The 26,949-nt window shown below is 68.1% G+C and carries 26 protein-coding genes and 1 tRNA gene; 5 read left to right on the forward strand and 22 right to left on the reverse strand.

The annotated features are described in order from the left end of the window. The first annotated feature begins 5 nt into the window (after positions 1-5). From QJS33_RS20515 to QJS33_RS20535, 5 genes are all read left to right on the forward strand, one after another. Complete coding sequence (locus QJS33_RS20515; RefSeq protein WP_306369655.1) at positions 6-719, forward strand: hypothetical protein; 714 nt, start codon at positions 6-8, stop codon at positions 717-719. Continuing rightward, entirely contained in the window at positions 716-3,622 is a 2,907-nt protein-coding gene (locus QJS33_RS20520; RefSeq protein ID WP_306369656.1) for a type I polyketide synthase, read from the forward strand. The genes QJS33_RS20515 and QJS33_RS20520 overlap by 4 nt, the downstream gene beginning before the upstream one ends. Before the next feature lie 1,215 nt (positions 3,623-4,837). Further along, the gene (locus QJS33_RS20525) at positions 4,838-5,788 is read left to right on the forward strand and encodes a XamI family restriction endonuclease (RefSeq protein WP_306369657.1); all 951 of its coding nucleotides are present in this window, start codon (positions 4,838-4,840) and stop codon (positions 5,786-5,788) included. Then, positions 5,775-7,547 (forward strand): histone-like nucleoid-structuring protein Lsr2, encoded by a 1,773-nt coding sequence (locus QJS33_RS20530; RefSeq protein WP_306369658.1) that lies wholly within the window; start codon positions 5,775-5,777, stop codon positions 7,545-7,547. The genes QJS33_RS20525 and QJS33_RS20530 overlap by 14 nt, the downstream gene beginning before the upstream one ends. 412 nt (positions 7,548-7,959) lie before the next feature. Continuing rightward, positions 7,960-8,027: transfer RNA gene (locus QJS33_RS20535), tRNA-Ser, on the forward strand. 795 nt (positions 8,028-8,822) lie between these two features. On the opposite strand, the gene QJS33_RS20540 is transcribed toward QJS33_RS20535, so the two are convergent. The 22 genes from QJS33_RS20540 to QJS33_RS20645 form a co-directional block, all read right to left on the reverse strand. Then, positions 8,823-10,307, reverse strand: coding sequence for a site-specific integrase (locus QJS33_RS20540; RefSeq protein WP_306369659.1), 1,485 nt, complete (start codon positions 10,305-10,307; stop codon positions 8,823-8,825). Continuing rightward, complete coding sequence (locus QJS33_RS20545; protein WP_306369660.1) at positions 10,304-10,564, reverse strand: helix-turn-helix domain-containing protein; 261 nt, start codon at positions 10,562-10,564, stop codon at positions 10,304-10,306. Before QJS33_RS20545 ends, QJS33_RS20540 begins: the two co-directional genes overlap by 4 nt. A gap of 325 nt (positions 10,565-10,889) precedes the next feature. Beyond that, positions 10,890-11,288 (reverse strand): hypothetical protein, encoded by a 399-nt coding sequence (locus QJS33_RS20550; protein WP_306369661.1) that lies wholly within the window; start codon positions 11,286-11,288, stop codon positions 10,890-10,892. After that, positions 11,285-12,226, reverse strand: a complete 942-nt coding sequence (locus QJS33_RS20555; protein WP_306369662.1) for a TRM11 family methyltransferase — start codon at positions 12,224-12,226, stop codon at positions 11,285-11,287. Before QJS33_RS20555 ends, QJS33_RS20550 begins: the two co-directional genes overlap by 4 nt. Further along, entirely contained in the window at positions 12,226-12,978 is a 753-nt protein-coding gene (locus tag QJS33_RS20560; protein WP_306369663.1) for a hypothetical protein, read from the reverse strand. The genes QJS33_RS20555 and QJS33_RS20560 overlap by 1 nt, the downstream gene beginning before the upstream one ends. 170 nt (positions 12,979-13,148) lie before the next feature. Continuing rightward, the gene (locus tag QJS33_RS20565) at positions 13,149-13,502 is read right to left on the reverse strand and encodes a hypothetical protein (RefSeq protein ID WP_306369664.1); all 354 of its coding nucleotides are present in this window, start codon (positions 13,500-13,502) and stop codon (positions 13,149-13,151) included. Between the two features lie 86 nt (positions 13,503-13,588). Then, positions 13,589-14,290, reverse strand: a complete 702-nt coding sequence (locus tag QJS33_RS20570; RefSeq protein ID WP_306369665.1) for a winged helix-turn-helix domain-containing protein — start codon at positions 14,288-14,290, stop codon at positions 13,589-13,591. A gap of 83 nt (positions 14,291-14,373) precedes the next feature. After that, positions 14,374-15,024: a hypothetical protein gene (locus QJS33_RS20575; RefSeq protein ID WP_306369666.1), complete on the reverse strand. Its 651-nt coding sequence runs from the start codon at positions 15,022-15,024 to the stop codon at positions 14,374-14,376. A gap of 99 nt (positions 15,025-15,123) precedes the next feature. Next, a complete protein-coding gene (locus QJS33_RS20580) occupies positions 15,124-15,795 on the reverse strand; it encodes a hypothetical protein (protein WP_306369667.1) in 672 nt (223 codons plus the stop codon). Positions 15,796-15,900: 105 nt separating this feature from the next. After that, entirely contained in the window at positions 15,901-16,515 is a 615-nt protein-coding gene (locus QJS33_RS20585; RefSeq protein WP_306369668.1) for a hypothetical protein, read from the reverse strand. A gap of 111 nt (positions 16,516-16,626) precedes the next feature. Next, positions 16,627-17,247 carry a hypothetical protein gene (locus tag QJS33_RS20590; protein ID WP_306369669.1) on the reverse strand — a complete coding sequence of 207 codons (621 nt, stop codon included), beginning with the start codon at positions 17,245-17,247 and terminating at the stop codon, positions 16,627-16,629. A gap of 120 nt (positions 17,248-17,367) precedes the next feature. Beyond that, positions 17,368-17,664, reverse strand: a complete 297-nt coding sequence (locus tag QJS33_RS20595; RefSeq protein WP_306369670.1) for a hypothetical protein — start codon at positions 17,662-17,664, stop codon at positions 17,368-17,370. Between the two features lie 808 nt (positions 17,665-18,472). Next, a complete protein-coding gene (locus QJS33_RS20600; RefSeq protein WP_306369671.1) occupies positions 18,473-20,935 on the reverse strand; it encodes an OmpA family protein in 2,463 nt (820 codons plus the stop codon). Positions 20,936-20,979: 44 nt separating this feature from the next. Continuing rightward, a complete protein-coding gene (locus QJS33_RS20605) occupies positions 20,980-21,390 on the reverse strand; it encodes a pilus assembly protein TadG-related protein (protein ID WP_306369672.1) in 411 nt (136 codons plus the stop codon). After that, positions 21,387-21,812: a TadE/TadG family type IV pilus assembly protein gene (locus tag QJS33_RS20610; protein ID WP_306369673.1), complete on the reverse strand. Its 426-nt coding sequence runs from the start codon at positions 21,810-21,812 to the stop codon at positions 21,387-21,389. Before QJS33_RS20610 ends, QJS33_RS20605 begins: the two co-directional genes overlap by 4 nt. Next, a complete protein-coding gene (locus QJS33_RS20615; protein ID WP_306369674.1) occupies positions 21,812-22,177 on the reverse strand; it encodes a TadE/TadG family type IV pilus assembly protein in 366 nt (121 codons plus the stop codon). Before QJS33_RS20615 ends, QJS33_RS20610 begins: the two co-directional genes overlap by 1 nt. Positions 22,178-22,215: 38 nt before the next feature. Further along, positions 22,216-22,422 carry a hypothetical protein gene (locus QJS33_RS20620; protein ID WP_306369675.1) on the reverse strand — a complete coding sequence of 69 codons (207 nt, stop codon included), beginning with the start codon at positions 22,420-22,422 and terminating at the stop codon, positions 22,216-22,218. 12 nt (positions 22,423-22,434) lie between these two features. Then, positions 22,435-23,316 carry a hypothetical protein gene (locus QJS33_RS20625; protein WP_306369676.1) on the reverse strand — a complete coding sequence of 294 codons (882 nt, stop codon included), beginning with the start codon at positions 23,314-23,316 and terminating at the stop codon, positions 22,435-22,437. After that, complete coding sequence (locus tag QJS33_RS20630; RefSeq protein ID WP_306369677.1) at positions 23,313-24,191, reverse strand: type II secretion system F family protein; 879 nt, start codon at positions 24,189-24,191, stop codon at positions 23,313-23,315. Before QJS33_RS20630 ends, QJS33_RS20625 begins: the two co-directional genes overlap by 4 nt. Then, the gene (locus QJS33_RS20635; RefSeq protein WP_306369678.1) at positions 24,191-25,489 is read right to left on the reverse strand and encodes a CpaF family protein; all 1,299 of its coding nucleotides are present in this window, start codon (positions 25,487-25,489) and stop codon (positions 24,191-24,193) included. Before QJS33_RS20635 ends, QJS33_RS20630 begins: the two co-directional genes overlap by 1 nt. Beyond that, positions 25,486-26,373 (reverse strand): hypothetical protein, encoded by an 888-nt coding sequence (locus tag QJS33_RS20640; protein ID WP_306369679.1) that lies wholly within the window; start codon positions 26,371-26,373, stop codon positions 25,486-25,488. Before QJS33_RS20640 ends, QJS33_RS20635 begins: the two co-directional genes overlap by 4 nt. Further along, positions 26,370-26,930: an SAF domain-containing protein gene (locus QJS33_RS20645; RefSeq protein ID WP_306369689.1), complete on the reverse strand. Its 561-nt coding sequence runs from the start codon at positions 26,928-26,930 to the stop codon at positions 26,370-26,372. The genes QJS33_RS20640 and QJS33_RS20645 overlap by 4 nt, the downstream gene beginning before the upstream one ends. Positions 26,931-26,949: the final 19 nt, after the last annotated feature.

A 26,949-nucleotide genomic window follows, 5' to 3' on the forward strand; every position in this document is an offset into this window, starting at 1 on the left:
GCGTCATGCCCGACCACACCCCCCACACCGGCGCCGGGTGGATCTCGCGCCCCAACCCGACCCTGTACAGCCCCGAGAACATCCGCCGCTACGGCGACCTCATCGTCGGCAAGTCCCACAAGTGGGCGTGGAAGCTCGACAACGCCCAACTCCAGGACCTGTACCTGCGCCATGTCCGGGACCCCCATCTGGAGATCGGCCCGGCCGACCTGCATTTCCTGGACCGCACCCCGGCCCCGGCCATGGCCCACCAGTGGCAAGTGGACGTGATCGACATCAACACCGCTCCGTTGGGCACGGCAAAGGAGAAGCTCACCGGCCGCGCCCAGGTCAGGACGCACGAGCACGACGTCCTCACGCTGCCCTGGCCTGTGAAGAAGCACCACTTCCTCTCGCTGGCCATCGGCAACGTGCTCCACTGGCTGCCGGGCGCGGGGTTCACCACGAAGACGGCGGTCATCCAGGGGATGGCCGAAGCCTTGGCCGACGACGGCATCGCCTGGGGTTACACACTGACCGGCGCCCAGGACCCGATGACCCGGACCAACCTGCTCGCACGGGTCCTGATGTGGCACTACAACAAGGCCGACAACATCTTCAGCAACCGCGGCGACCGATTCGCGGACCTGGAGCGCGAGCTGAAGATGTACTTCGCCGCCGTCGAGATCTGGCCCATGGGCAGCGCTGCGGTGTTCGTCGTCGGGGAGCCCATCCGATGACCGCCAACGCACCCGTCCCACCGCACCCTTCGGTGGCGATCATCGGCATGGGCTGCCGCCTGCCCGGCGGAGTCAACTCACCTGACCAGCTGTGGAAGGCCCTGGTCGAAGGACGCGATTGCGTCTCCCGAATCCCGCAGGAGCGCTGGGAAAGGATGGCCGCTCGCCTGCACCCGGACCAGGTCCCCGAACGCCCGTTCCCGGCCGGAGTCGTGGACCACGCCTTCGACAACGCCTTCTTCGGCATCACCGACGACGAAGCGGCGGAGATGGACCCCCAACAGGGATGGCTCCTCGAGACCGCCTACGAGGCACTGTCCGACGCCGCCCTGGACCCGGCGTCGTTGGCCGGGACCAGGACCGGGGTGTACGTGGGAGCCGCCTCCATCGACCAGGCCGCCACCAACTTCGGAACGGGCGCTCGAGCAGGGGTGTTCACCGCTCCGGGCGCGGGGATGGCGATCTTGGCCAACCGGCTCTCCTACCACCTGGACCTGTCCGGGCCCTCCTTGACCCTGGACACGGCCTGCTCCTCCTCGCTGACCGCCCTGCACTACGCGGTGCGGGATCTGCGCTCGGGTGAGGTGGATGTGGCCCTGGTCGGCGGAACCAACGTGCTCAGCAACCCGGTTATCACCGCTGGCTTCACCGAAACCGGGGTGCTCTCACCGCGGGACCGGTGCGCGCCCTTCGACCAGCACGCCGACGGGTACGTGCGTTCCGAAGGCGCAGTGGTCCTGGTGCTCACCCTTTCCGAGGACGCCACCACGCGCGGGCACCGGATCTGGGCGCACGTGGCCGGAACCGGGATGAGCCACGGCGGCAGGGCCCCGCACCTGCTGGCCCCACGCGCCGACCGTCAAACCCTGACGGTCCGCAGGGCGCTGGACGACGCGGGGATACTCCCCGCCCAGGTGGGGTGGGTGCAGGCCCACGGCACCGGCACCAAAGCGGGGGACCGTATCGAAGCACGAGGCCTCGCCCAGGCGCTGGGGGAGAGGGGGCCGGTGGCGGTGGGGTCGGTCAAGAGCGTGCTGGGCCACCTCGAAGGCGCCGCCGGAGCAGCGGGAGTCATGGCCGCGGCCCTGGCCCTCCACCACGGGCAGATCCCACCGACCGCACACCATCAGCACCTCCGCACCGGGTTAGAACGTCAGGTGCGAGTACCGACCCAGGTCGAACCATGGCCGCACACGACGGAGAAGGACGGGGAGCAGGTGGCCGGGGTGAGCGGATTCGGGTTCGGCGGCTCCAACGCGCACGTCCTGCTCACCCGGGCACCCTCCACAAAGGACCCTGCGGTCGAGGATCCGATGCCGCTGCCGGAGACCGTGTTCGTCTCCGCGCATACCCCTGCCGCGTTGGCCTCGGCGGCCGGCCGTCTGGCGGTTAACGCCCCCAGGGGCGGCTCGGTCGGGGTCGTGGCCGACACCTCCTTGGCACGGGGACCGCATCACCGCTGGAGGGCTGCTGTGACCGTCGCTGATCTGGGCTCGCTGGTCCAAGGGCTGCGCAGCCTCCAAGACGGCACCCCCGACCCGCACACCGTCGCCCCTCGTCCCGCTCCGGAAGGGCGACCGTGGATGGTGTTCGTCTACTCCGGCCACGGCGGCCACCACCCCCACGCGGGGCTCGAACTCATGCACCGGCCCGTTTTCGCCCAAGCGGTGGAAGACGCGCGGGCCGCGCTGGCTCAGCAGACCGGATCCCAGGTCTGGGGTCCAGGGGAGGAGATCACCGGGTTCGCCGACGCCCAGCACTGCACGCACCTGGTCCAGGTCGGACTGACCGCTGAGTTGGCCGACCGCGGCATCGTCCCGGACCTGGTTCTCGGTCACTCGGTGGGAGAGATCGCCGCCGCGTCCGCTGCCCAGATCCTGGACACCTGGACGGCGTCCCGGGTCCTGGCCCGCCGGGCCGAACTCCTGGCACCACTCGCCCAAGCCGGTGGGTTACTGGCCATCCGCGCCAGCGTCGAGCAGGTCGAGGCCCTGCTCGCCCTCTACCAGGGGAGGATCACCATCGCCTCCTACAGCGCCCCCACCGTGCAGGTCGTCGCCGGACCCGCGCCGGACTTGGACCACCTCCACGAGTACCTGGACGAGCAGGGTGTGTGGTGCAAGCCGGTCCCGGACGCGATCCCCGCTCACTCCCCAATGGTCGAACCCGTCGTCCCGAGGCTCCGCGAGGCCTTGGCCGGACTGGTCAGCGCCCCGGCCCGCATACCGATCGTCTCCACCGCCGATCCCGATCGCGCCAGAGACCACTCGCACACTTGGGGGCCGGCCTACTGGGCCGAGCAGGCGCGACAGCCGGTGCGCTTCACCCAGGCACTGAAGGCAGCCGTCTCAGCTGCGTGCCAGCGACCGGTGGTTTTCGTGGAGATCGGGCCACGCGCGCTGCTGAGCGAGCACATCGCCCACACCCTTCCCCGAACCGTGACGACCGCTGTGACCAGCGACCCCTTCGGTTTCGCTCGCGGGATCGGTCAGCTCTACACCACCGGGATCACCCCGACCGGGCCCACCGTGAGGGCTCACCCTGATCTGGTGATCGCCCCAGGCTGGGACCACACCGAACGCAACACCTCGACCATGGACGCCCCAGCGGCTCCGGTGCCCGCGCGGAACCAGGTGCAGGCGTACCTGGCCGAGGAGGTCGCGCGCTTGGTAGACCTGCCCGAAGGCCTGGATATCGACAGCACCTGGATCCAGACCGGCCTCGGAAGCCATAGCCTGCTCCAACTCACCTCACGCCTACGCCGAGTCTCGCCGTGGGCTCAGATCGACATCCGGCTCTTCCTCCCGGAGAGGACCTGGCGCAAGGTCGCCGCCACTCTGGCCGCACACCTGCCCGAGCCGAACGAATCTGCCCTGGAAGGGGTGTCATCCGTCCTTCCCTGATCCCGGAACGGCACTCCGTGGTGGTCTCGCCAGTGCGGTTGAGTTACATGCCAGAGCCTCCATCACACCCGGCACGAGACACGTGCAGGCGTTCCTGGCCCTGCAGAGGGACCAGCGGGGGGACCGTGTGAAGAAACGGGAGGGGGTGGGGCCATTGGGATAAGGCCCGGGGTGCCAGCCGTCGGTCGCCGAGATCCGCTGTCTGCTGGCCAAGACGGTGTTGGAGGCCTGTGCGGGGCTCGAGCGCATCGAGCACGTGCTGAACTGGTCGTACTTCCGGTTGACGCACCGAACACGCGCTGACCAGCCGCTACCGAAGACACGGGGATCCCCTGCCCGCACAACTCCGAATAAAGTACCTGGATCCAACATAGAACCGACAGCAACGGATGACAGCAGGATGTCGACCCTAGTACAGTCGACACCATGAGCCCACGGTATTATCTACTTGTCGTTGGCGATAGGAAGCCTCTCGCCTGGATTATCAGTCAGCAACGCACAGCTTTCGCATCGCGTCGCAGCAGGATTGCAAGCCAATTGAAGGTTGGAGATCGCATGATGATCTATACAACTCGAGGTTGCTTTCACAACCCAACGCGCGATCGCGGTCGGCTAATCGCGGAGGCACGGGTTACCTCAAATGTTGCAGAACTTGAGAACCCGGTAGAATTCGACGGAAGATATTTCACCAAAGGGTGCGATCTTAGGATCGACCATATTGCCCCCTTGGGCAAGGGTCCTATTCTCGCAGGCCTCGTTGATCAGCTCGACACATTCCCTCCGGCATGGGCTACTCATATCCGGCGCAGCCTGGTTCCCTTGAACAAGAAGGACTTCACAATCCTCAAGAAATCCCTTGAGCCTACTACTGTCACGCGGCATCAAGCACTCCAGGCGTACATGGACCAAGCTAACCCTACCTAATCAAGGGTGGTCCAAAGGTTCAATCCCGCCTTCCAAGAGTCCACCAGAAAAGAATATAAAATAGGTAGAGTCACTACATGATAGTGACTCATCGAGGCGACCTTTAGTGAAGGTGCCCCCACTGCCTGTTAATCATAAGATCAGGTTTTCAGTACTGCGCTATACGACCTCCGGAAGACCGACGACCTGGCGCAGGGTTATCCACAGCTCTATACACCACAGACCAGCGGTCGCGTAGACTACCCACAGCCCTCCTAGCCAGGGTACCCCCAGCAACAAGGCGGACATCAAGTGATTAACTCCGACAAACCCCAACTCTGGAAAAATGACGTTGAGGCATCCGTCCAGCTCTACAATAACTGGTTCCTGGAAGCCGCCCCGAAGGCTTATCGAGAAACGCGGCTTCTCACAATCGAAGAGGTAGAGCAGACCCTTCAGTGGACAGCCAACATGACCAATATTACTCCTGAGGTTCTGAAATCCCATCCGAAAGCCCTGGCTACTCTTCGCATGAGCACAGCTCCCCCGATTGCCAGAGATCGCCTGGTTGGCCTTTCGCATGGATCGAAGTCTCTTGTTGACAAGATGGAGAAGGAGGGAAAGCTCCCATCCAGAATGAAAGAGGATGCTTGCCATGCACATCTCTCCAAAATGTGCAATGTGATAAACGACCTCTTGGATTTGGATCTTTTCGAGTGGCGTCGAACGGGCGAACCTGCCGCTCCTCGCCAGCGAGAACTCGCAGCTACTGTCATTGCAGACCGCCTTTGCGGCGCCATCTCTGACCCCATCGTGAGAAATGCCCAAGAGAAACGACAGCTAGCACTTATTGAGGCTTGGCTCGTTGATCGTGGATACACTAAGAAGCCCCATCCAGCTTCGCTGCCGCTGCATACTATGCAGCCAGGCACTTTCTCATTCAGGCAGATCGTAGTAGTTGGCGAAGATCACGAGGTCAACATCCCCGTTGATGTCGTAATTCAACCCCATTCTCCTCAGGGTCATAATCTTCCAGTTCTCATCGAAGCAAAGTCTGCAGGAGATTTCACCAATACAAACAAACGCCGAAAAGAAGAAGCTACAAAGATTCACCAACTGCAAGCAAGGTATGGGGAGGACATCTCCCTGCTCCTCTTCTTGTGTGGATATTTTAACAGCGGATACCTGGGTTACTCCGCAGCAGAAGGACTCGACTGGGTCTGGGAACATCGAATCGAGGATTTGGAATATGCAGGCGTTTAGCAATGGCGCGGTTGAGCAGATCGAAGGCAAAAGGCTCCTCCTGCAGGGTGAACTGGATGCTGAGCGTACCCTCCTCGAGCGAAATCAGATGGGCCAGTTTGCTACACCTCCGGCCTTGGCTTCTGAGATCATGAGCTATGCGATTAATCTGCATCAGGAAAAGGAGGTTAGCTTCCTGGAGCCATCTTGCGGGTCGGGGGCGTTCTTTTCAGCCCTGCTCCAAAACCTGGGTGGCAAAAACATTAGCAAAGCAGTTGGCTTTGAGCTGGATTCACGCTTCGCTCAGGTCGCTACTTCGCTGTGGAGAAGCCATGGACTCCGCGTTATAGATGGAGACTTCACCTCCGCTGAAACAGAATTCGATGCTAGCGCATCGCTGCTCGTTGCTAACCCTCCATACGTTCGGCATCATCATCTGACGGGATCTCAGAAGAATGAACTGCGCTTCCGTTGTTCAAACCAACTAGGGATCAGGCCATCAGGGCTGTCGGGGCTCTACCTCTATTTCATGCTCCTAAGCCATCGGCTTCTTGCCTCGGGGGCGGTCTCCGCTTGGCTAATCCCGAGTGAATTCATGGACGTGAACTACGGGGTTGCTCTAAAAGAGTATCTAACGCATAAGGTCCAACTCATCCGCGTACACCAGTACGACTCTTCAGAAGCTCAATTTGGCGATGCCCTCGTCACCTCAAGTGTCATCGTCTTCAGGAATTTCCCGCCCACCCCTGAAAACAGTGCAGAATTCTCTTTTGGAGGAACGCTTTCCCGGCCCAGGGTCTCTCATAAAATTAAAACTGGAGATCTCAAAGTAACGACCAAGTGGTCGCGCTACATTGATGGCAGTGCAGTGGCCATGCAGGAGGCAGAAGACATCCCCCGGCTTTCTGATTTTTTTAGAATCAGGAGGGGTCTAGCCACGGGCTCGAATGGCTTCTTCATTCTCTCCCGCGCCGAGGCTCAAAGGGTAGGGATTCAGGACAGGTTTCTTCGACCAATTATCCCTGCCCCCCGAAATCTCCGAGTAACCCGCATTGAGGCTGACGAACACCGCTGGCCGGATATTCCAGATCAGCTGGCGCTAATTGACTGCTCTCTTCCAATCGAAGAGGTGCGCCAAGAGAACCCGGAACTGGCTTCTTACCTGGAAGGGGCAGACGAAAAGGTTCGCAACGGATATCTGGTCAGCAAACGATCTCCTTGGTACAAGCAGGAGGCCAGGGAGGCGGCCCCTATCCTTCTTACGTACATGGGGAGGGGAAAGGATGGCGAAGCTCCGCTTCGATTCATCCTTAATAAATCTGAAGCGGTTGCCACAAATGTATACCTTATGCTCTACCCAACAGATCTCCTTCAGTCCTATCTGAGCCAGGATCCTGAGAGGATTGAAAAGGTCTACCAGGCTCTCCTCGACCTAACACCGCAGGATATCCGCGAAGGAGGAAGAGTTTATGGTGGCGGCATGCACAAAATGGAACCAAAAGAGCTCGCCGCGCTCCCGGCGCACAGAATCGCAAGCCTTGACGGATCTCTCGCTCAAAAATCGGCAGACAAAAGCCCATTGCGTTCTTCGGGAAAAACGCCTCAATTCGACAAGAAAAATGCAGGTGAAGTTCGATCCTGGGCTCGTAAAAACGGCTTCCAAGTATCAGATCGCGGTCGGCTTCGACCGGAGATTTGGGATGCCTGGAGGCGCGCGCAACATGCAGATGCGAGCAACCATCAAAATCCTGATCCTACAGAACAAACAGCCCTCTGGTGAAACGCAAAGTTGGCCTAGTGTTCTAATTGTAGATTCGGTTTGCCATGGTAAATGGCTATCTGATGGATTCGGCGAGGCAGCGTCCCGCTGATGCGGTTGTTTCCCGGACGGAGCAAAGGTCACTTCCCGATCATCGATTGTTGTGAATATAACGAAAAAGCAGGCGTTGGCCGCGGCCACCAGCGTAGCGGCCAGACGCTGGCCAAACTGGTGTGTATCGCTCTTGATGGAGTCAGGCTGTTGGATTTTGAGACACTTCACCGGCCCACGGATTTGATCCGTGACTTGGGAGATGGGGCGGTTGCTCGGTGGTTGCTCCGATGCTGGGGGACAGGGCGGTCTTCGGTGGTCTCGGGTGGTCGTTCGTGGTGTCGGTGCTGCGGGGCGGCGGGGGAGCTATCAGGGCATAGTGGGGTGTATTGGAGTGGCCGGAGCGGACTTTTAATCCGTGGGTTCAGGGTTCGAGCCCCTGGGGGCCTACCCACAAAACCCCAGGCCAGAGGCCCTTTTCGAGGCTTCGGGCCTGGGTTCTTCTCGTTCCAGAGGCCGGTTGGTTGCTCGGAGCTCGCTCTTTTGTCTTGACCGTGCCTCCCACCTCCCGAGCATCCTCGCTCCGCGCTGCTCTGCGGTGTGCCGTTACGCCCCGTCCCAGCCTGGGCACGTGCCCACGTGCGCCCACCAAGCGCCCCGCTCGGCGCCCGTGTGCCGCGTCCGTCCCGTCCGGCGGCTTTCCGGGGTGGGGGCGCCTGCGCCGTTTGTGGCCAGCGGGTGACGGCCGGGGTGTGGGTGGGTAGGAGACTGACGGGCTGCGGGCAATACTTGTTGGGGTGGACATGTACACCGAATCTAGTTCGGTTCTGAAAACCCCGTGTTGCGTGCAGAGCGTTTGTGCTGTTCAGGGGCTTGCTGATGCGAAAAGTGGTCTGGGTCACGGACTGGAATGTGCTCGGGAGGGTGGTCACGTGCGGAGGCGGTGTATCGTCGCAGGTCACGAACCCTGAAAACAGGGAAGGGTTCCGCAGGCCTATAAAGCCCGTAGGGCATGGAAACGACACGTTGGAGCCAGGAATGCTTGGGCAAGAGATGTTCCGCAGGCCTATAAAGCCCGTAGGGCATGGAAACGTGTAGTCGCCATCGAGCGCCCCGAGCTCTGCCCATGAGGAGTTCCGTAGTCCCATAAAGCCCGTAGGGCATGAAATGGTGACTGCTGCCAATACACGGGCCAGGGCGGGAGATCGATGTCTTCTGCCCCGGCCCTGTGGCGGTGGTGTGAGGTCAGTGTGTGGCGGGTGCTCGGTGGGTGGTGAACATGGCAGCGGTGGCTTCGGCCGCTGCCTTGGCGACATCTGGGAACACGGTTTGGTAGGTGTCCTGGGTGAAGTGGGTGGTGGCGTGGCCGAGTTCGGCGGAGACCACCTTGACGTCGACGCCAGCGGCTAGGGCGGTGGAGGCGGCCCCGTGGCGTAGCCCGTGCAGCCCGATCGGCGGCAGGTCGGCCGCCTTGCCGATGCGGTTGAACCAGTCGGTGACCTCGGCCGGATGCCATCCCTCGCCGTTCTCGCGGGTGAACACCAGGCCGCTGTCGGTCCAGTTCTTTCCGGCGGCGAGTTTGGCCTCGAGCTGGTGGCGGCGCCACCGCTTCAACACCCGGGCGGTGGTGGCATCCAGGGTGATGGTGCGGGAACCCGCGTCGCTTTTCGGGGTGCTGGTAATGGTTCTCCACCCCACCTGAACGACCTGTGTGGTGATGTCGATCTGCCCGTCCATGAGTCGCACATTCCGCCATGGCAGCCCGACGGCTTCTCCGCGCCGGAGCCCTTTGATGGCGATGAGGTGGAACAGGGCGTAGATCCAGGGGTATTTGCGGGCGTGGGTGAGGAAGGCGGTGGTCTGGTCGGGTGTCCAGACCATGACCTCACCGGGAATCGTGCCGTCTTTACGCCACTTCGTCACCCGGTCGGTGGTCCACACCAGGGGCTTTTTCCTCGGGCAGGACGGCAGCCGGGCGTGGGAGGCGACGTTCACCGTGACGGGCAGCTCGGGCGAGCGGACCGCATCCGACAGGGCGCTGCGCAAGGTGGCGCGGATGCGGTGCTTGGTGGACAACGAGGTGACACGTCGGCCTTTGACCTGGGCGCGCACCTGCGGATCCGAAGATTCGCGGCATTCCAGGACGTGCTCGTTGTTCTCCTCGATCACCGCGAACATCGCCTCCACATGGCGCGCTTGGAGCTTGTTCAACGCCAACTGGCCCAGGTGAGGGATGAGGTGGTTGCGCAGGTGCCCGGCGTAGGAGGAACGGGTGCCCTCGGCCAGCCCGGGCTTGCCCTTCAACCACTCGGTCAACCACTCAGCCACCGTGGGAACAGTGGTGCGCACGTCCACGCCGAGGTTGATCCGCCGCTTGACCTCCTCAACGTTCGGTAGGGGTGTGCGGGCGCGCAGCGCGCTCTGAATGAGGTCGGCGACCCGTACCAGCGTTTCGGGCTCATCGTCGTGGGCGGCTTCGAGCAGGATCTTGATGTGGGCGAGTTCGCCCAAGGCGTCCTCCTGACAGGCCAGGCCGACCTTGCGGGCCTGGCGGCGTTTGCCGTCGGCGGTGGGCGGGAGTTCGATCTGGTAGCCCCACCGTCCGTGGGTGGAGCTCCAGGTGCCGTTGCGGCGGCGCAACTTGGGGCAGCGCGCCCCGACGGGCTTCTGGGTATCGGGGTGGCGGCAGGTGCAGCGTTTGAAGGTGGAGCCTTCGCGTACGGTGCTCACCGTTCCTCGTTCTCCTCCGGGGTGGTGGTGCGCGCACCGCATCCACAGGCTGTGGACAACCCGAGGAAAACGAGGAGCCCGGCGGTGGGGATCCGCCAGTGGCGGCCCACCCGGTAGACCGGGACAGGGAAGGTCCCCTCATGGAGGTGGCGGTAGACGGTGGTCCGGCTCATCCCGAGCCACCGCCCCGCATGGGCGGGTGTCACCCACACAGGCAGGGCGCCGACCTCGGCCAGCCCTGGCACGGTTCCGTTCACCTCGTCCACCTCCTTTCCGGCCTCGTTTTCCCTGGTGGTATGCGGTGCGCGGCCCCGCGTGGTGCGGGGTACCACGTATCCACGCTCGATCTCGGCGAGCTTTGCAAGCGGATCATCGCAAAACCCCAACGGATCTCTCCTCCACCTCCTCGACCTGGGCCGATACCGGCCCCGGCGGCTTTCGGTCCGGGGATTGCGGGTGGGCGCGGCGGCCTGTCGGCCGCTGCGGCCCTGAACACCCCGGGCGGCCCCCCGTGTGGACCCTGACCGGGGGTGTGGGGCCGTGTGGGGCGCTACAGCGCCCCACACGGCCCCTGTCTGTCGGTCAGTCGGGGCGGACGTGTCCCGTGTAGGTGGCCCAGGCCCGATGGGCGGCCCTGACCTGTTCGGGGATGGCCACCGCCCGGTACCGGGCGGCCCCGGTGCGGTGTTCGACCAGGTAGTGGTCGCCCTCCCACGCCGGGATCCGCTTCAACAGGGCTCCGACGTGGGCGATCTCGGCGAAGGCGTCTTCGTCGGTGGTGGTGTGCGGGAAGTAGGTGATGTCCAGGGTGGTGTGCTGGCTGACGGGCAGGTCCGGGTGTTCTTCCAGGAAGTCCGCCAAGGCCCGGAGGTCGGCGGTGATCCGGGAGCGCAGTGCGGGCCCGGCGGTGTCGGTGAACGGCACGGGGTAGGTCCCCTTCTTCTCGGGTGCGGCGGGCAGGTGGGTGTCCGGGGTGTTCACGCGGCCCACACCTCCGTCTCCTGGTTCTGTCGCGGGTTCGGGTTGGTGAAGACCAGGGCGTCCTCGTGTTGGACCACGTGCACCGGCACGCCGCCCTTGCGGAGCCTGCGCACCTCCACGAGTTGGAAGAACGAGGCCCGGCCCACCACCTCGCCGTCGCGGACCGCGCACAGCAACGCGGCGCACCGGTCGATCTGCACCAGCCCCGCTTCCTGGCAGGCGTGGGTGATCTGTCCGGGGAAGTCGATGAGTTCCCCGTCCTTGCGGAAGGGGCGGGTGGTGACCACCACGACCCCTCCCGGCGCGAGCAACTCGCGGCAGGCGGCCATGATCCGGGCGAACGAGCTCGCCAGCTTCTCCGGGCGCTGGTAGGCGAGGTTGGCGGCACGCCGGTCGCGGGCGCGGGAGTAGGTGTAGGCGGTCTTCTCCACCGCCTCCGCCCCGTCCCTTCGGGAGCGGACCTGCCCGTGGGTCATCGACCCGTACGGAGGTGAGGTGATCACCAGCCGCACCCGCCCCGCCACCTCGGTGCGGGCCAGGTGGGTGGCGACTTCGGCGGCGTCACCGGTGTGCACCTCACCCACCCCTGAAGCACCTTGCACCATGGCCGTTTCGAGGTTCAGGCGGGCGATGGACGCCCACTTGGGCTCCAGCTCGATCCCGACCGCCCGGCGGCCTTGGTGGGTGGCTTCGACCAGGGTGGTGCCGATCCCGCACATCGGGTCCAGCACCACATCACCCGGCCGGGTATAGGCGCGGATGGCGTGCGCGGCGATGGCCGGGAGCATCCGTGCGGGGTGCTCCAGGGACAGGCGCGAATAGCGGTCCCCGCGCTGGCGGGCGGCCTGGTGCTGGCCGGTCTCCCACACCGAGTGCCCCGAGGTGGACACCCGCGGGTCCGGGGACGGGGCGGAACCCTCGTTGTTGTCGTGGCGCATCAGGCCGCCACCTCCCCACCGTGGCCGGTGCCGGTGCGGCGCGTTGACCTGTGCCTCCGGAACACCGACACGTTCAGGTGGGCGGGCGCGGTGATGGTCACCGCGGCCTCGGCCACCGACGGCGCCAACCCCACCTCCACCTCCGGACCGTTTTCCCACCAGCCGGAATCGGAGCCGATCCCGTCCCGGTCGCGGACGGGGATGGTGGCCCCCAGCCCGCTGGTGCAGATCGGTACGGTCAGCGCGATGACGTGCTGGAGGTAGACCAGGTGCGCGCAGGAGGCGGCGCGTACCACCGCCGGGGCCGGGTCGATCAGGGCTCCGGTGCGGGTGTGGTCCAGGCCGGTGACCGCGGCGACGATCCCGCCGGGGCGGGTCACGGTCGCGGCGAACACCATCCGCGCCCGCACCGACGCGCCCTCGGGGCGCACCTGGTCGGAGGGGGCGGGTACGTGCAGGACGGTCAGGTCGGCCCACCCCACCTCCTTCACGTCGTTGCCCTCCTGTTCCCCACGGTTGCCGGTGTCGGCGGGCGAGGTGGCGCGCTCGGCGCGGGCGGCTGCGGCCGCGATGGCCCGGGTGCCGGTCAGGTCCGCGACCGCCTGTCCGGAGCGGGTGTACTCGGCCACCAAACGCTCGGCCAACCGGGCCGGAACGGGGCGCTCGTCGGGGTCGTCGTGGGTGCCGCAGGACCAGACCGCCAGCGGCGGCCTGCCCGGGGTGTCGGGCCACGGGGTCGGCTTCTGTCCCAAGAGGTCCCTCCTCCTTCTTCTTTGTTGTGACGCCCTTGAGGAAGACACCCCGGGCCGGGGATGCGACACCCCGCGGGAAAAGCACGGGAGAAAAAGGTTGAAGGCCCGGGGCCCGCACCAGCCGTTCGTGCTGGTGCGGGCCCCGGGCCTTCACCCGGCCGGGCTGCGGTTCAGGTGCGCCGGTGGCCGATCCGGCAGGGGCAGCCCGCCCGCTGCACGAGGCCGCGCAAGGGCAACGGCATGGGAAGGGTGATGATGGCGGCGAGGCGGTCCAGGGGCAGGCTGTGGCAGCAGCGGCCGGTGGCGCGGTCGTGGGCGGTCAGGTGGTGTCCGCAGTGCCCGCATAGGGTGCCGGGGCCGCGTTCGGAGTGGTGGACCATGCCGGGCCAGTCGCCCTGCACGTAGTAGCGGTCCAGGAGCCGGGCGGTGCGGGCCACGGTTCCGGCGAGGGTGACCAGGACGCACGCTCCGGCCAGGAGCAGGGCGGTTCCCCAGTCGGGGCAGGGGTTCCAGGCGGGGTTCATGATGAACACGGTTCTATACCTCCCAGGGGTATTCGCGGGGTGGGGGTGCGGGCGTGTGTGGGCCCGCACCCCCCGGGGTGGTGCGGTCAGCGGCCGGTTTTGGCGGAGCGGTAGCGGCGGGGCTTGTCGCCGGTCTGTACCGCCCGCTTCTCCTGGGCCAGGCGGGCGAGGTTGTTCTGGATGGCGCCGATGGACCGCCCGCCCAGGAGGTGGCTGATCTGGGTGGCGGTGAACTCCGATCCGGGGTCGGAGTCGAGGATGGCCTTGACCATCACCTTGAGTTCGCCGGGTGCGAGCCGGGGGCTGCCGCTGACCGGGTTGGGTGCGCCGACCTCGATGAACGCCGCTTCCGAGGTGGCGGGTTCGGTGGTCGCCGCCGTGCGGGGCCGGTCGTCCGTGCCCGGGGCGGGGCTGGCCTTCTCCCCCTGCGTCGGGGAAAGCACCTGGTTCTCCTCCTCGGACGTGGGGGCCGGGCTCTCCCTCGGGGGAGTGGTGGCCGGGGCGGGCTCGGAGGTCTCCTGCGGGGAGGTGGGCTCCTGCACGGTGGTGGCCTGCCAGGTGTCGGGGAGCCGCTTGGTCCCCTCGCGTCCGCCCGGGGTGCGCACCGCCTTGTCCTCCTTCTCTAGCGTGTTGAGGTGCTTGGACAGGGTGGAGGTGCCCATGCCGGTCTCCTCCGCCAGCGCGGCGACCGTCACGGGTCCGCGGGTGTGGGTGAGGGCGGCCAGGATCAGGGCGCGGGTGCGCTCGGCCGAACGGCGCGGCGCAGTGGTCGTAGCGGTGGTGGTCATGGTGAATGCGGTCCTCTCGTGCGGTGTGCGGTTGGCGGTGTCGCCCCAGCCCCGGGTGTGGGGCAAGGCGGGGCGTGGTGGGGTCAGGTGTTGGAGTCCAGGCGGGCGCGCAGGCGGGTGCGGATCTCGCGGGGCAGGTGGTGCCGCTGCGAGGTGGGGGTGTACCAGCCGGTCAGGTAGGAGCCGTGGTGGGTGATCCAGGTGAAGATCGCCCCGTCGGGGTCGGGCATGTCGGGGTCGGGGTAGGGGGTGGCGACCGTGACCGCGGTGGCCGGGTCGCGAGTGTCGAGGTAGGTGTCGTCCAGCCGCCCCACCTCGCCCTGCTCGTGGAACAGCGGTCGGCGCAGCAGGGCGAACCCGTCCCGGTCCATGGCGCGGCGCAGGGCGGCCAGGGCGGTGCGGGGCCGGGGCCGCACCGGCTCCCAGGGCTCCCAGTTCAGGCAGGCGTGGGCCGCCTGGTCGGCCACAGCGGTGGCGGTCGGCCACACCCGCTCCGTGTGCCGGACGAAGGCGAGGGTGTCGAGGTCGTGGTGCAGGTCGCCGTACCCGTAGACGATCACCTCCCGGTTCTGGGCGGTGAGGTAGCGGGCGTGGGTGAGCCGGTACTCGCCGCTGGCCGGGTCGGCGATGATCAGGGCGCCGGGGCCGGTGCGGTCCAGGGCGCGCAGCAGCGGCTCCGACAGGTGCTGGTCGGCGAACCGGGCGGACATGGGCCGGTAGGGGTGAACGGTCACCAGAGTGTTCCTTTCACGGGCGCGCCGAACACCGGGCACGGCGCGGGTTGTGGATCGGGGGGGCCGGGGGCCGCCCCGGGCGGGGCGGCCCCAGGGGTGTCAGGTGCGGTTGCGGGCCAGGTGGGCCTGGATCGCCTCGCGCACCCGGTAGGCCTGGTGGGCGGCGATGAACTGGTTGCTCATCCGGGTGGGCCACCCGGTCACGTGGCGGTCGCCGTCGAAGATCCTGATCAGGGAGAACGCCCCGGTCTTCTCGTCCACCGGGCTGGTGACCGAGACCGTGATGTGCGGGGCGGCCCGGTAGGCGTACTCGTCCCTGACCGTCCTGCGGGTGGCGACCGGGCCACCGGGGCGCAGGTGCTTGTCGTAGTAGTACGGTGCGGCGGTCAGGTCGAGGTCGTAGCGGCGCAGGTGCTGGCGCATGCGGGTGGTGACGAACCCGGTGGCGGTGAGGTCGGCGACCCGGGCGTCCATGCAGTCGAGGGCGGTGCAGTCCACCGCCGCGACCAGTTCCTTCCAGGCCCGCTGCCCGTAGTCCTGCTGGAACCCGGGCAGGCTGGTGACCAGGTCCTGGTAGCCGAACACGATGAACTGCTCGCGCTTCTGGTCGGGGTTCAGGGTGCGGGCGTGGGTGACCCGGTAGTCCTGCCGGTAGGGGTCGGCGATGATCACGCCGCCGGGGCCGATCCTGTCCAGGGCGCGCAGCATGCCCGAGGTGATGCGGGCGTGGGCGAACCAGCGAGAGATCGCGTTGGGTGCTTTCGCGTACACGGAGTGTGCCTTTCTGTGGGTGCGCCGAACACCGGGTCCGGCGCGGGATACAGGTCGGGGGTGGGGGCCGCCCTGCCCCTTTCGCGGGGCGGCCCCCGGGGGTGGTCAGTCGCGCAGGTCCAGGTGCAGGCGGGCGCGTTCCCCGGCCAGACCGGCGAACCTGGGCGCGCCGCTGGTGCGGGTGATGCGCTCACACCAGCCGGTCACGTAGTGCCCGCCGCAGTACAGGTCCAGGGCCGCCATCAGGCTGTGCGGCTGGCGCTGGACGGTGCACAGCGTGAAACCGATGCGCCGGTCCTCGCGCCAGGTCAAGGTGTCGTCGATGCGCGCCCCGCCGTCCTCGGTGGTGCTGAACTGGGGCCGGGCGTTGAGGTACAGGCCGTTCAGGCGCAGGTCCTCGCGCACCCGCCACACCAGCGGGCTCGCCTTGCGGGTCCGGGCGGCCCACCCCCGCAGACCGGCCCGGACGGTGCGGGTCAGGTCAGCGGCGGCCTCGGCGTGGTCGCGGTGGCGCAGGGCCAGGTCCAAGGCCAGGTCGCGGTATCCGTAGACAACGACCCGGCGCCGGTTCCAGTCCAGGTGCTCGGCGCGGGCGAGGGTGTACCCGCTGCTGTCGGTGTCGGGGATGATCAGGGCGCCGGGGCCGGTCCCGGCCAGGGCGAGCAGGTCCTCCGGTGTGACCTCGGCGGCCAGCAGGCGGTCCAGGTTCAGATCGATCACGAGAAAGTAGTCCTTTTCGGGCATGCCGAACACAGGCTCGGCAGTGGTCTGGGAGTGTGGGGCCGCCCCTGCCCCTCGCAAGGGGCGGCCCCCTGGGGGTGTGGTGGGTGGTTACAGGTCCAGGTCCAGGGCGCCGTTGACCGCGGCGGCGATCAGCCGGTGGACCTGGTGGGCCTGGAAGATGCCCGCGGCGGCCACCGTCACCTCCGCGACCGGCCGGGGGACATCGCCCGGGGCGCACACGGTGATCCGGGTCGGCTCCAGGTAGCCGAAGGTGACCGTGACGCACGCGGTGGTGCCGGTGTGGGTGCGCCGGTAGTAGTCCGTCATCCGGGGCAGGCCCCCGGCTCCGATCTCGAAGGTCGGGGCGGCGTCCAGGTAGATGCGGGGTCCGATCAGCGCCTCGCGCAGCTCCTGCACCTGGAGGTTCATCGCGCGGATGCCGGGCCAGTCGGTGAGCTGGTCGTTGGCGATGTCGGTCAGGTCCCGGGCGAGCTCGTCATCGGTGGCCGGGCGGCCCTGGTCTTCGAGGTCCCGGGCCAGGTGCTTGAGCCCGTTGCGGCCCGTGATGATCATGCGGGAGGGGGCCGGGGCCTTGTCCCCGTTGACCGCCAGGACCCAGGAGGCCCCCTCGTCCCAGACCAGGCAACCGGCGGTTCCCAGCTCGCGCAGCTCGTCGATGTTGCGGGGGGTGACGGTGATCGCCGTCCTGTAGGGCATACTCGTGCTCACAGCACACTCCACTTCGTTGGTTGTGTTGGGCCCGCGCCCGTCATCGGGCTCCACACCTTGCGGCGGGCGCGGTGGTCTGGTGGGCCGGTCCGGAGGTTGCCTCCTGCGGACCGGCCCGCTCTATGCCGGGACGCTCTGGTGGGCGCGCAGCCGGAACAACGTGCCCTCAAGGGCTTCGCGGCACGTTTGGGCTCGCAGGTGGGCCTGTGCCGCCCGGCGGGAAGCCGCGCTGGGCCCTTCGGTGCGGTACAGACGGGCCGCCTCGCCCCGCGCGGCCAGCTCCCGGGCGATCGCGGCCTCCCAGTCGGCCGCCACCTCCCGGATGCGGTTGGCACGGGCCCGGTGGGCGATCATCGCCGTCGTGGCCGGTTTTCGGCGGGCGAGCACCCGCCCCGTGATGATTCCGATAGCGCGCAAGGTGCGCATTGGTAAACTCCCTAGAATTGCCGGGCGTTTGTCTTTTGCGGTCCGAGGTTCGCTTGGGTGTCGCGGGTTTGTCAACTCACCCCGTGAACCTTTTTTCGCACCCCCGGAAAACGGTTCCGTGCTCCGGGGCGGCCACTAGGTGACCTTGGGTGTCGCGGGTTTGTCAACCCGTGTCGTGGAAAAGTTTTCCGGCCGCCCCGGGAACCGTTCACCGGCTCCGGCGGCACGCCAATAGCACCTTGGGTCCCGCCGGGTTGTCAACCGTGTCGCGAGATTTCTCGTGAGAATTTTTTCGGCCGCGCCACAGGGAGAGGAACCGTGCCCGCGCGTATGTGCGCGCGAAGGGGGGTGATTTCATCTTCGCCTGCTTTTTGGCTGATCATCATTTCCATGGTTTTCGCGGTTAGGGATGATCATGAAAATGGCGCCAGCTGGCTCATGTGGTTTTTTTGATGGTGATGAGGAGCTGTCAGGCAGGGAGAAGTGGGGCGGGGGAAGAGGCGGACGGAGGACGGAGCGATGAGACGGGACCACCGGCCGACTGAGCCGCGGAGGAGGGGGCGCCGCCCGCCCTACGTGAAGAGGAACTACCCACTTGGGTATGTGTCTGGATAGCGAAGGGCCCACTCAGGGCGGCTTTGACCTGCACTGATAGCGCCAACGGGGTGGGCCGCTCTAATGGGCCAGGTCACGGGCGGAGTCACAGGCCCATGGTGGGGCCCAGTCACACGCGGAGTCACAGGCGGAGTCACAGGCCCGCCCCGTTTTTGGGCGTGGGCGGGCCGTCTTGCAGGGTCCCTCAGCTGGTGAGGTCCCTGAAGAGCTGCTGGGAGATCGCGTCAGGCCGGGCACCGAAGTGGGACAGGATCTCCTTCATTTCCCGGAAGGAGCGGTGCACCATCTCTTTCCTTCCCAGTTGCGAGTACTGGGTCATCTTCTCCCGGTGGAGCACCTCGTTCATCGGGTCGACGTGCAGGGCAAGATCGATCAGAGAAACCTTTTCCTCTGCATTCTTGGTTCCCTTGATAAGCCTCGTGCAAGTGTCGGAGAACTCCACCTGCAAGCGGCGCCGGTACCTTCCCAGCCACTCCTCGTCGCTGTCCGAAAGGAGATCCGACTTGTAGAGCCCTATGGCCTCCTTGAGAGCCCGAGCGTTCGCGCCATCCTTTTCCTTGGAGGCTTCCTTGCGCAACTTCCAAAACCGATGCACATCGACGTCGAACAACCCGTCCTGAAGTCGGTAGAATCCGCCCTCCTTTTCAACGAAAGGTGTTTCGCTACCCAGACCCAAGGATTTGCGCACCGTGTTGCGCAGGCTGGTGACCGCGTTGGATCGGAGACGGCGAGCCCGCTCGACATCCGTATCCGGTGCCAGGCAACCAAGCAGTTCCTGGTCGGAGATTCCCTTTCCCCCACCCTTCAACGCCAGTACCGCCAGCAGGGCGAGGCTGCTGGAGCGGAACCCCTGGACGGCCTGACCGTCCACCTCGCATACGAGATGGGGGGAGAGCAGCCGAACCTGTACACGTCCCAGCGAAGTCCGCTCTGGCTCCCCGCCAGGGGGTGACGGGGCCGGTCCGTTCGCGGCCTCCGCCGTGTCCTCCTTTGGACGATCGGCTTCGTTCGGCCCTTGGCCGGAGGGGGTGTCCCAGGCGGAGAGCCGCGGCCGGTCGGAGATCTCCCGGTGAACCGGTGCGGTCATCGACACCCGGTCCCGGCTCTGGAATTCCAGGACGACACCGGCTCCGGTTCCACCGAGCACGCACACGACCCCGCCGGAGGAACCGGCCGACCGGGGGAGCTCCCCGGCGGCGAAGTCCTGATCGGTGCATACGACCAGGGGGGCTTGTCGGCCTTCGGCCGTCGCTGCGGGATCCTCCCCGCTCAAGTCTTCTCGCGCCGCGTGCAACATGAGGATGTCGACCTCGACCAGCGCCTCGCGTGCGCCTTCGACCTCCCGGACTTCGGCTGGCACAGCTCCCGGTCCGCCCAAAGCGGTCAGCGCCGATCCGGTCGCGATCACCGGACGGGGGAGGTGATCGGCGACCATGGCCCGCAGCGCGGCCTCGGCGTGAAGCCCCGTCAAGCCGACCCCCTCATTGCCCCGGACACGTGTTTCCTCGGCTACCAGGACGAAGCCGTCCACGTCGACGACCCCTCGTGCGACCCCTTCCGGATCACGGCGCACCAGAGCATCGTCGGGGTCCGGAGGGGGCACGTCACCGGCGCTTGGAACGTTCTCCTCCGCATCGGTGCGGCCCGGCGAACGACGGTGCCGCAAGGCGCCCCTATGCCTTCCCGCCGCGTATCCCACACCCAACCCCGCAGCTCCGGCGGCCGCACCGATCAGAACCGGATGGGCCGGGGCGGCCGTCTCCTCGGAGGCCACCACCTCCACCTGGACAGTCTCGTCCCGGTCCTTGGGCGAAGAGCGCTGTCCTGGCGGGTCGACAGGGGGAGCAGAGACGGGATCGGGTGCCGGGCGCAGGGTGTAGGCGATCTCCACACGCCGGTACCTCTCGTAGGAGACGCCGTCCTCCTCGGGAGGCTGGCTCGCCCCCATTCCCTGCGCCTCGAACCGGATGTCGTTCCTACCGACGTGTTCACGGAGGTGGTCGACCACGGCCTGCGCCCGCTGCTCGGACAGCACCTGGTTGTAGAACGGGTCGCCCACGGGATCGGTGTGGCCGACGACCACCACCGGCGTCTGCGGGTCACCGAACTCGGCGATCATCTCCACTGTGGGATTCAGCGATTCCCCCATCTGCGGGGTGACCTCGGCCGAGTCGAACCCGAAGTGGCTGAGCGTCCGGACCCGGTGGATCCGCTCGTCCCCCGGCTGCTCCCCACCTTGGCCGGACGCGGCCTCCTGCGGGCCTGCTTCCTCCTCATCCGCCACGAAGGTCGTGGTGTCCGCCCAGGATGCCGTCGTCGTGGTGGCAGCGGTCGCACCCCCAGCGGAGAGCACCCACACCAGCCGGATCAGTCCCACACGCGGGACCAGGCCGCGCAGTACCGCCACAACGTCCAGGACCACGATCACCAGGTGCGCGGCCCACATCGCCCACAGAGCCACGACTACCGCGGTGATCACGGCCGCGGACGGAACGGTTCCGCCGCGCAGGTACTGCATCAGCCAGGTCCACGACATCTCCGTCCGCTGCGGGGGCCAGCCCAGAACGGACGCCAACAGGGGAGGCCCTACCAGCATGAGCACGGTGGCCAGGGCTTCAGCGGTGATCGACCACGGGCTGCGCGACATGTCGTCCTTCCTGATTGTTCATGAGGGGCTTTGGGGTGATCGGCTCACTCGTTACTGACGATGGTCGCGGTGGCCTGTGCCTTGACCGCACGGGGTTCGAGGGGGAGCAGGACCGGGGTGTAGGAGGTGCGGGCCAGGACCGTCACGCCGTCCTCGGTGACAGTGACCCGGCCTTGCGCGTCCACCGCCCGCAACTGCCGGAGCGCCGCCTCCCGGGCTCCGACCTCGTCCAGTACAGGGGCATTCCGGGCGATCGTTTCGCCTTCGTCCAGCCGGTGGGTCGCGGCCCGTGCCGCCTCGCGCGCCGCCCCCATCAGTTCGGTTCTCACGGTGAGCATGTGCCCGGCCTCCCACACCAGGGCGAACACGACCATGAGCACGGGAACGAGCAGCAGGAGGAAAACCGAGGCGTGCCCGTCGTCCCGGCGGACCCACCGGGTTCCAAGGCCCTTCACGGCAGCGCCTCCCGGTGTGAGTCCACCGGCGAGACCGCCTCGGACCGGACCACTCGGCTTCCACCCCACCCGCCGAGGTCCACCACGGTCACGGTGCAGGACACCCGCACCCTCACCGAGCCCGCTGGGGCGAACGCCGACGTGTCCACGGCGGCCGAGAACGGCTCACACACCACACCCCGTTCCCGGAGCTCCCGGGCGGCAGCACGGTGTGCTCCCTCATGGGCGGCCGCCGCGCTGTCCTGCAATGACGCCGTCCGGGCCGCCGTGTAGGCGGCCTCCTGCACGATCAGTGACGCCGACACCTGCCGTCCCGCGATGAGCATCAGCAGCAGCGCCGCCACCAGGACCGGCGCGAGCAGCAGCAGTTCCACCGAGGCGCTGCCCCGGTCGTCCGCCCGCTTCGACTCGGAGGAGGGCATCACGGCACCAGGCGTTCCACCGGGCCGGTGACCTCCGAGGACACCGGCACACCCACACCCGGGACCAGGCTCACGGCTCGCCCGCTGACCCGCACCCGCGCCGCCTCCGGCCGCCGTTCCACCTCCACCTCGGTGCCCTGGAGAATCCCACCGCCCAACTGCTCCTCGGCCCGGGCCGCCTGCTCCCGGGCCTGGTGCACCGTCCCGTCGAACGAGCGGGCGGCGGCCAGCGCCTGTGCGGCAATGACCTGGACCCGGTGCTGCGCATGGGCCCACAGCCCCACCTGCGCCACCGCCAGGACCATCACGAAGACCAGGGGGAGGACGAACAGGGGCTCGGCGCTCCCGCGATCGTCCCCGCCCACCGGCCTCCACCGTTGCCCCAGCGGCTCTTGGACGGGCATCACCGCGTCACACCCAGGTCGATGGACTCCGCCGCCGTGGTGAACTCGGTGACGAGGATGCCCCCGACGACCGTGGCGATGGCGATCGCCACCATGATCGTGAGCAGCCACTCGGTGCTGGCCGACCCCCGGTCGTCGGCCACATGCCGCCTCGGCGCGACCCACGTACGTATCCGCCGGTGGGCACGGCAGATGAGCTCTTCCATACCGACTCCTCCTCAGAATCCCGCCATCACGTGGGTGAGGGCGATGAAGCAGACCAGGACCAGGAACCCCGCCACCAGGCCCATGGTGGGCAGCGCCATGCGCTCGGTCGCCGCATGCGCCTCGGCCTCCGCCTCGGCCGCCTGCCGGACCCGCAGCGACGCCGCCTTGGCGGCCAGGGAATCCCGCGTACGCGCCCCGGACCCGCCCAGCCGCAGCGAGGCCGCCAGCTCCTCCAGCTCCCGCACCCCGGCCTGGGCCCCCAGCCCGGCCAGGCCCTCCCACTGGGGCTGGTGGCGCATCTCGCTGGCCCGGACGGCCAGGCGTATCCGCTGCGGGTTCCTGCCCCGCGCGCGGTCGAGCGCCCCGTTCAGAGCCCCGACGGGGCCCAGCCCCGAGGCGAGGCCCATCGCCGTCAGATCTGCCAGGACCGCGGTGGCGGAACGCAGCTCGGCGCGGCACTCGGCCGCCCGGCCACGGGCCGCCAGATCCGGGGCCAGGAAGCACCCCACCCCCACCAGGAGAGCGAGCCCCCAGCCCACCGGCGCGGACGGCATGACGAGAGGGCCGAAAACGGCGACCAGACCACCGACCACGATCGCCACCCCGATGGCCGTCGCCTTCTCCGCCCGGTAGTCCTCCACCGGGATGTCGGCTGCGGCCAGGACCCGCCGCATCCCCGACCCGGGAAGACCGACACGGGCCAACATCCGCCGCAGCGGAGCGCCGAACCGGTACGCCCACCCGGCATCGCCAGCGCGGGCCTCCTGCGGCCTGTGGGCCGGAACCACAGGGCTGAGCCGTTCGACCAGGCTGAGGCGCCGCGACCCGTAGGCCGCCATCCACAGACCGGCACCGACCATGCCCCCGGCCGCGGCGAGCAGACCCGCACTCATCGCCCACCCCCGTTGGCAGCCACCAGGGTGAACGGGCGCACAACAGCGGGAGGCGCCGCCAGACGGGCCATCCACGCGAACGAGGCGGCCCAGATCGCACCGGTGAGAGCGAGCACCAGCTGGCCCGTCGGTGTCCCCAGGGGTTCGAGGACCGCCGGTTGGAATGCGGCCGTGCCCACGACCATGAGCAGGGTCGCCCCGGCGATGATCCGCACCGAGGACCGGACACGCGCCCGGGAGGCCGACACCCGCGCCACGGTGACGGCCCGCTCCCGCGCCGTCTTCGCCAGCCGCGACAGCGCCCCGGCCACATCGCCGCCGTACTGCGAAGAGCCCATGGCCAGGGTGATCGACACCAGGTCGGCCAGATCGCAGTCCACCTCGCGGGCGAACTCCGCGGCCGCCCGCTCCACCGGCTGCCCGGAACGCAGCCGCGCCTCGAAGGCCCGCACCTGCTTGGCGATGACCGCAGGGGCCGCCGGGACCGTCGCGGCCACGGCCTGGTGCAGACCGGCCGCCCCGGTCAGCATGTCCCGGAGCTGCTCGGCCCAGGTCGCCAGCGCTTCGGCCAGGTCGGCCTGCCGCTGGGCTTCGGTGTCCGCCCCGAGCAGGGACGGCAGCCACCAGCCGGCCGCGGCCGCGAGCACGGCCCCCACCGGCCACTCGGTCACCAGTCCGATCACCACCCCGGAGGCCGCCGCCACGGCCACGCGCACGCACAGCTCCCGTGAGATCCCGGCCAAGGGGAGAAGCCGCCGAACAGGTATCGAGGAACGCCCGGTGACCAGGCCGCGCACCGCGCAGAGGACACCCGCGCTGATCAGACCGCCGCCAACGGCGAGAACGCCGGTCTCCCAGTCCCACCAGAGCGGCATCACACCCACCCCCGCACCGCGTACCCGGCCCGCATCAGCCGCCGCGCCACCTCACCGCTGGGCGGGCAGACCACCTCGCCGGTCGCCTGGTCGGCGTCGCGCAGGTACAGCTCGTCGGAGATCACCTGCTCGCCCTCCACCCCGACGACCTGGCGGATGCTCGCGACCACCCGGTCCCCCGACGGCGCGGTGTCCAGATGCACCACCAGGTGGAGAGCCGAAGCGACCAGGGCCGCGGTCGCCGAGGGGTGCAACCGCTCGGCGGACTGGGCGCAGTAGGCCGCCAGCTTCGTGAACACCTGCCGGGACCCGGAGGCGTGGATGGTCGACATCGAACCGTCGGTGCCCATGGACATGGCGTTGAGCAGGGCCAGGGTCTCCGGCCCCCGGGTCTCCCCGACGATCACCCGGTCCGGGCACATCCGCAGCGCGGCGCGCACCAACTCGGCGAGGCTGACCTCACCGACCCCCTCAATGTTGGCGGGCCGACCCTGGAGGGCCAGGACGTTCGCGTTCGTGCCCAGCCGGTGCAGCCCCAGTTCCAGGGAATCCTCGATGGTGATGACGCGCTGGGCGTCGACCGTGCCGAGCAGGGCGCGCAGGAGCGTGGTCTTGCCCGCGTTGGTGGCCCCGCTGATGAGGATGTTCAACCGGGCCCGTACGGCGGCGACGAGCAGGTCGCGGGCGGCCTGGTCGAGTGTCCCGGCCCTGGCCAGGTCCCCCAGCCGCAGAAAACCGTCACGGTGCAGACGGATCGTCACCGAGGGGCGGGTGGCGATCCCCGCCATGATCGCCGACAGGCGTTCCCCTCCGGGCAGCTCCATCGACAGGATCGGAGCGGACAGGTCGAAGCGGCGCTCCCCGCCCAGAGCCCGGGCCGCCGCCCGGCGCACCAGCGCGACCAGGTCGTCGTCGGTCTCGACCACCGGAGGCCGCTCCTCACGACGCCCCGCGCCGAAGTCGACGATCACCGGGTCGCTGCCGGTGATGTGGATGTTCTCCACCCCCGGCTCGGCGAGCAACTCCTCCACCGCGCCCAAGCCCAGGACGTGGTCGGTGATGAGCTTGCGCAGGCGGCCCTCCTGCTCAGGGGACCAGCCGCCGCCTCGGGTGACCGCCTTTTGCGCCTCATCATCCAGGGCCTCATCCACCAAGTGCGCGACCGTGGCAGGGGTCTCGCCCAGTTCGGGGAACGCCGAGAGCCGTTCGGTGATCTGCGCGGCCAGCACGAGCGCGTGCGCGCGGAGCTCATCGGAGCGGGAGGAGGCGGACACCAGGTGGGGAACGGTCGCCGTCATGCCGCACACGCCTTCGCCAGTTCCGGTCCCAGGGTGTCCAGACCGACCCCGGAGAAGTCGTCGCACAGCTCGGCCAGGCCCTTGGCCGCCTTGATCAGCGGCATCCACTCCAGGCAGTCGGGGTCGCGCCGGTGCGCGGACCAGGCCGCGAACCGGTCCCGCCACCGGACGGGCGGGCGGTGTTCCCCGCGCACCAGGGCGGCTCCCACCGGGTCGTGGGGGATCCGCGCCCACACCGGCAGGTCGGCGGCGATCCGCGACACTTCGGCGTCGGGGTGCGGGCAGTTCCCGGTCACCACCAGGCCGACCCGGGTGCCGTCCTCGCGGAGCGAGGCCAGGACCGGGGCGCAGGCCCGCAGGCGTGCGGCCTGCCCGATGCCGCCGGGAGCGGTCACCACCAGGACGAGATCGGCGTGGCGCAGCAGGGCGGCTCCGGCGGACCCCGGTACGGCCCGGCCCACGTCCACCACCGTGGCCCGCCCCGAGGCGAGCAGCGCCGGGTTCTGCGCCAGCACGGCCACCGCGTGCCCCGCCTCCAACGGGTCACCCGGGGCCGCCACGACCCGCAGGCCCCCGGGAACCTCCATCGCGAACCGGGCCGGGGCAGGGTTCGCCTGCTCCTCGCCGGAGAGGACATCGAGCGGAGCCTGCGCCGTTTCCTCCCGTGGGACGAGTGCCGGAGTACGGGAAGCCGCGGCCAGTGCGACCAGGCCCGTTCGCGGTGCGCCCTCCAGACCGTGCCAGGCGGCGATGTCGCCCCCGGAGGCGTCCGCCTCCACGATCACCGGCACGGTCACCGGACTCGCGGGCCAGCACGCGGCCAGGGCCACGGCCAGACTCGTCACTCCCGGGGCTCCGCTGAGAGAGCAGACGGCGACGATCATTCGGCTTCCTCCTCGCCGGTCAGGGCGTCCTGCCGGTTCACCAGGACCACGTGGGCCGCTTCACCGGCCAGGGACTGGGACAGGGCTGCGGCTTGATCCCTCGGCACCAGCACCTCCACCACGTGCCCGCCGGTACCGAACCCGTCGTCGTGCGAGGCGACGTGGTGCACCAGCCCGGTGATGACTTGGGCTCCCGAATCATCGCTGTGCACGGACGGGATCACGTCGACGGTCGTGCCCGCGGTCAGACCGCGCGGCACCGTGGCCACGGGCACGGCCACGAGGGAACTCCCGGGCTCGGGCCAGGCGGCCTCCTCGGCGAGGGCCCCTTCGACCAGCGGCGTCCCGGCGGAGACCGGCTGCGCCAGCACCATGCCGGTGACGTCCTCGGCGGACAGCAGGTGCAGGCCCTCGGCGGGAACGGCTTCCACCGTGGTCACGTCCTGGGCGGTGAGCACATGGCCTGCGGGCAGATCGGCCTCCACCACGGCGATTTGGACGGCGTCCTCACCGGCCCACCCCGCCCAGGCCCCCAACCCGGCCCCGGCAACGACCATGAACACCGCCGCCGCTCCC

The sequence above is a fragment of the Nocardiopsis sp. CC223A genome, from assembly GCF_030766825.1.
In the GTDB taxonomy this organism is placed as follows: Bacteria; Actinomycetota; Actinomycetes; order Streptosporangiales; family Streptosporangiaceae; genus Nocardiopsis.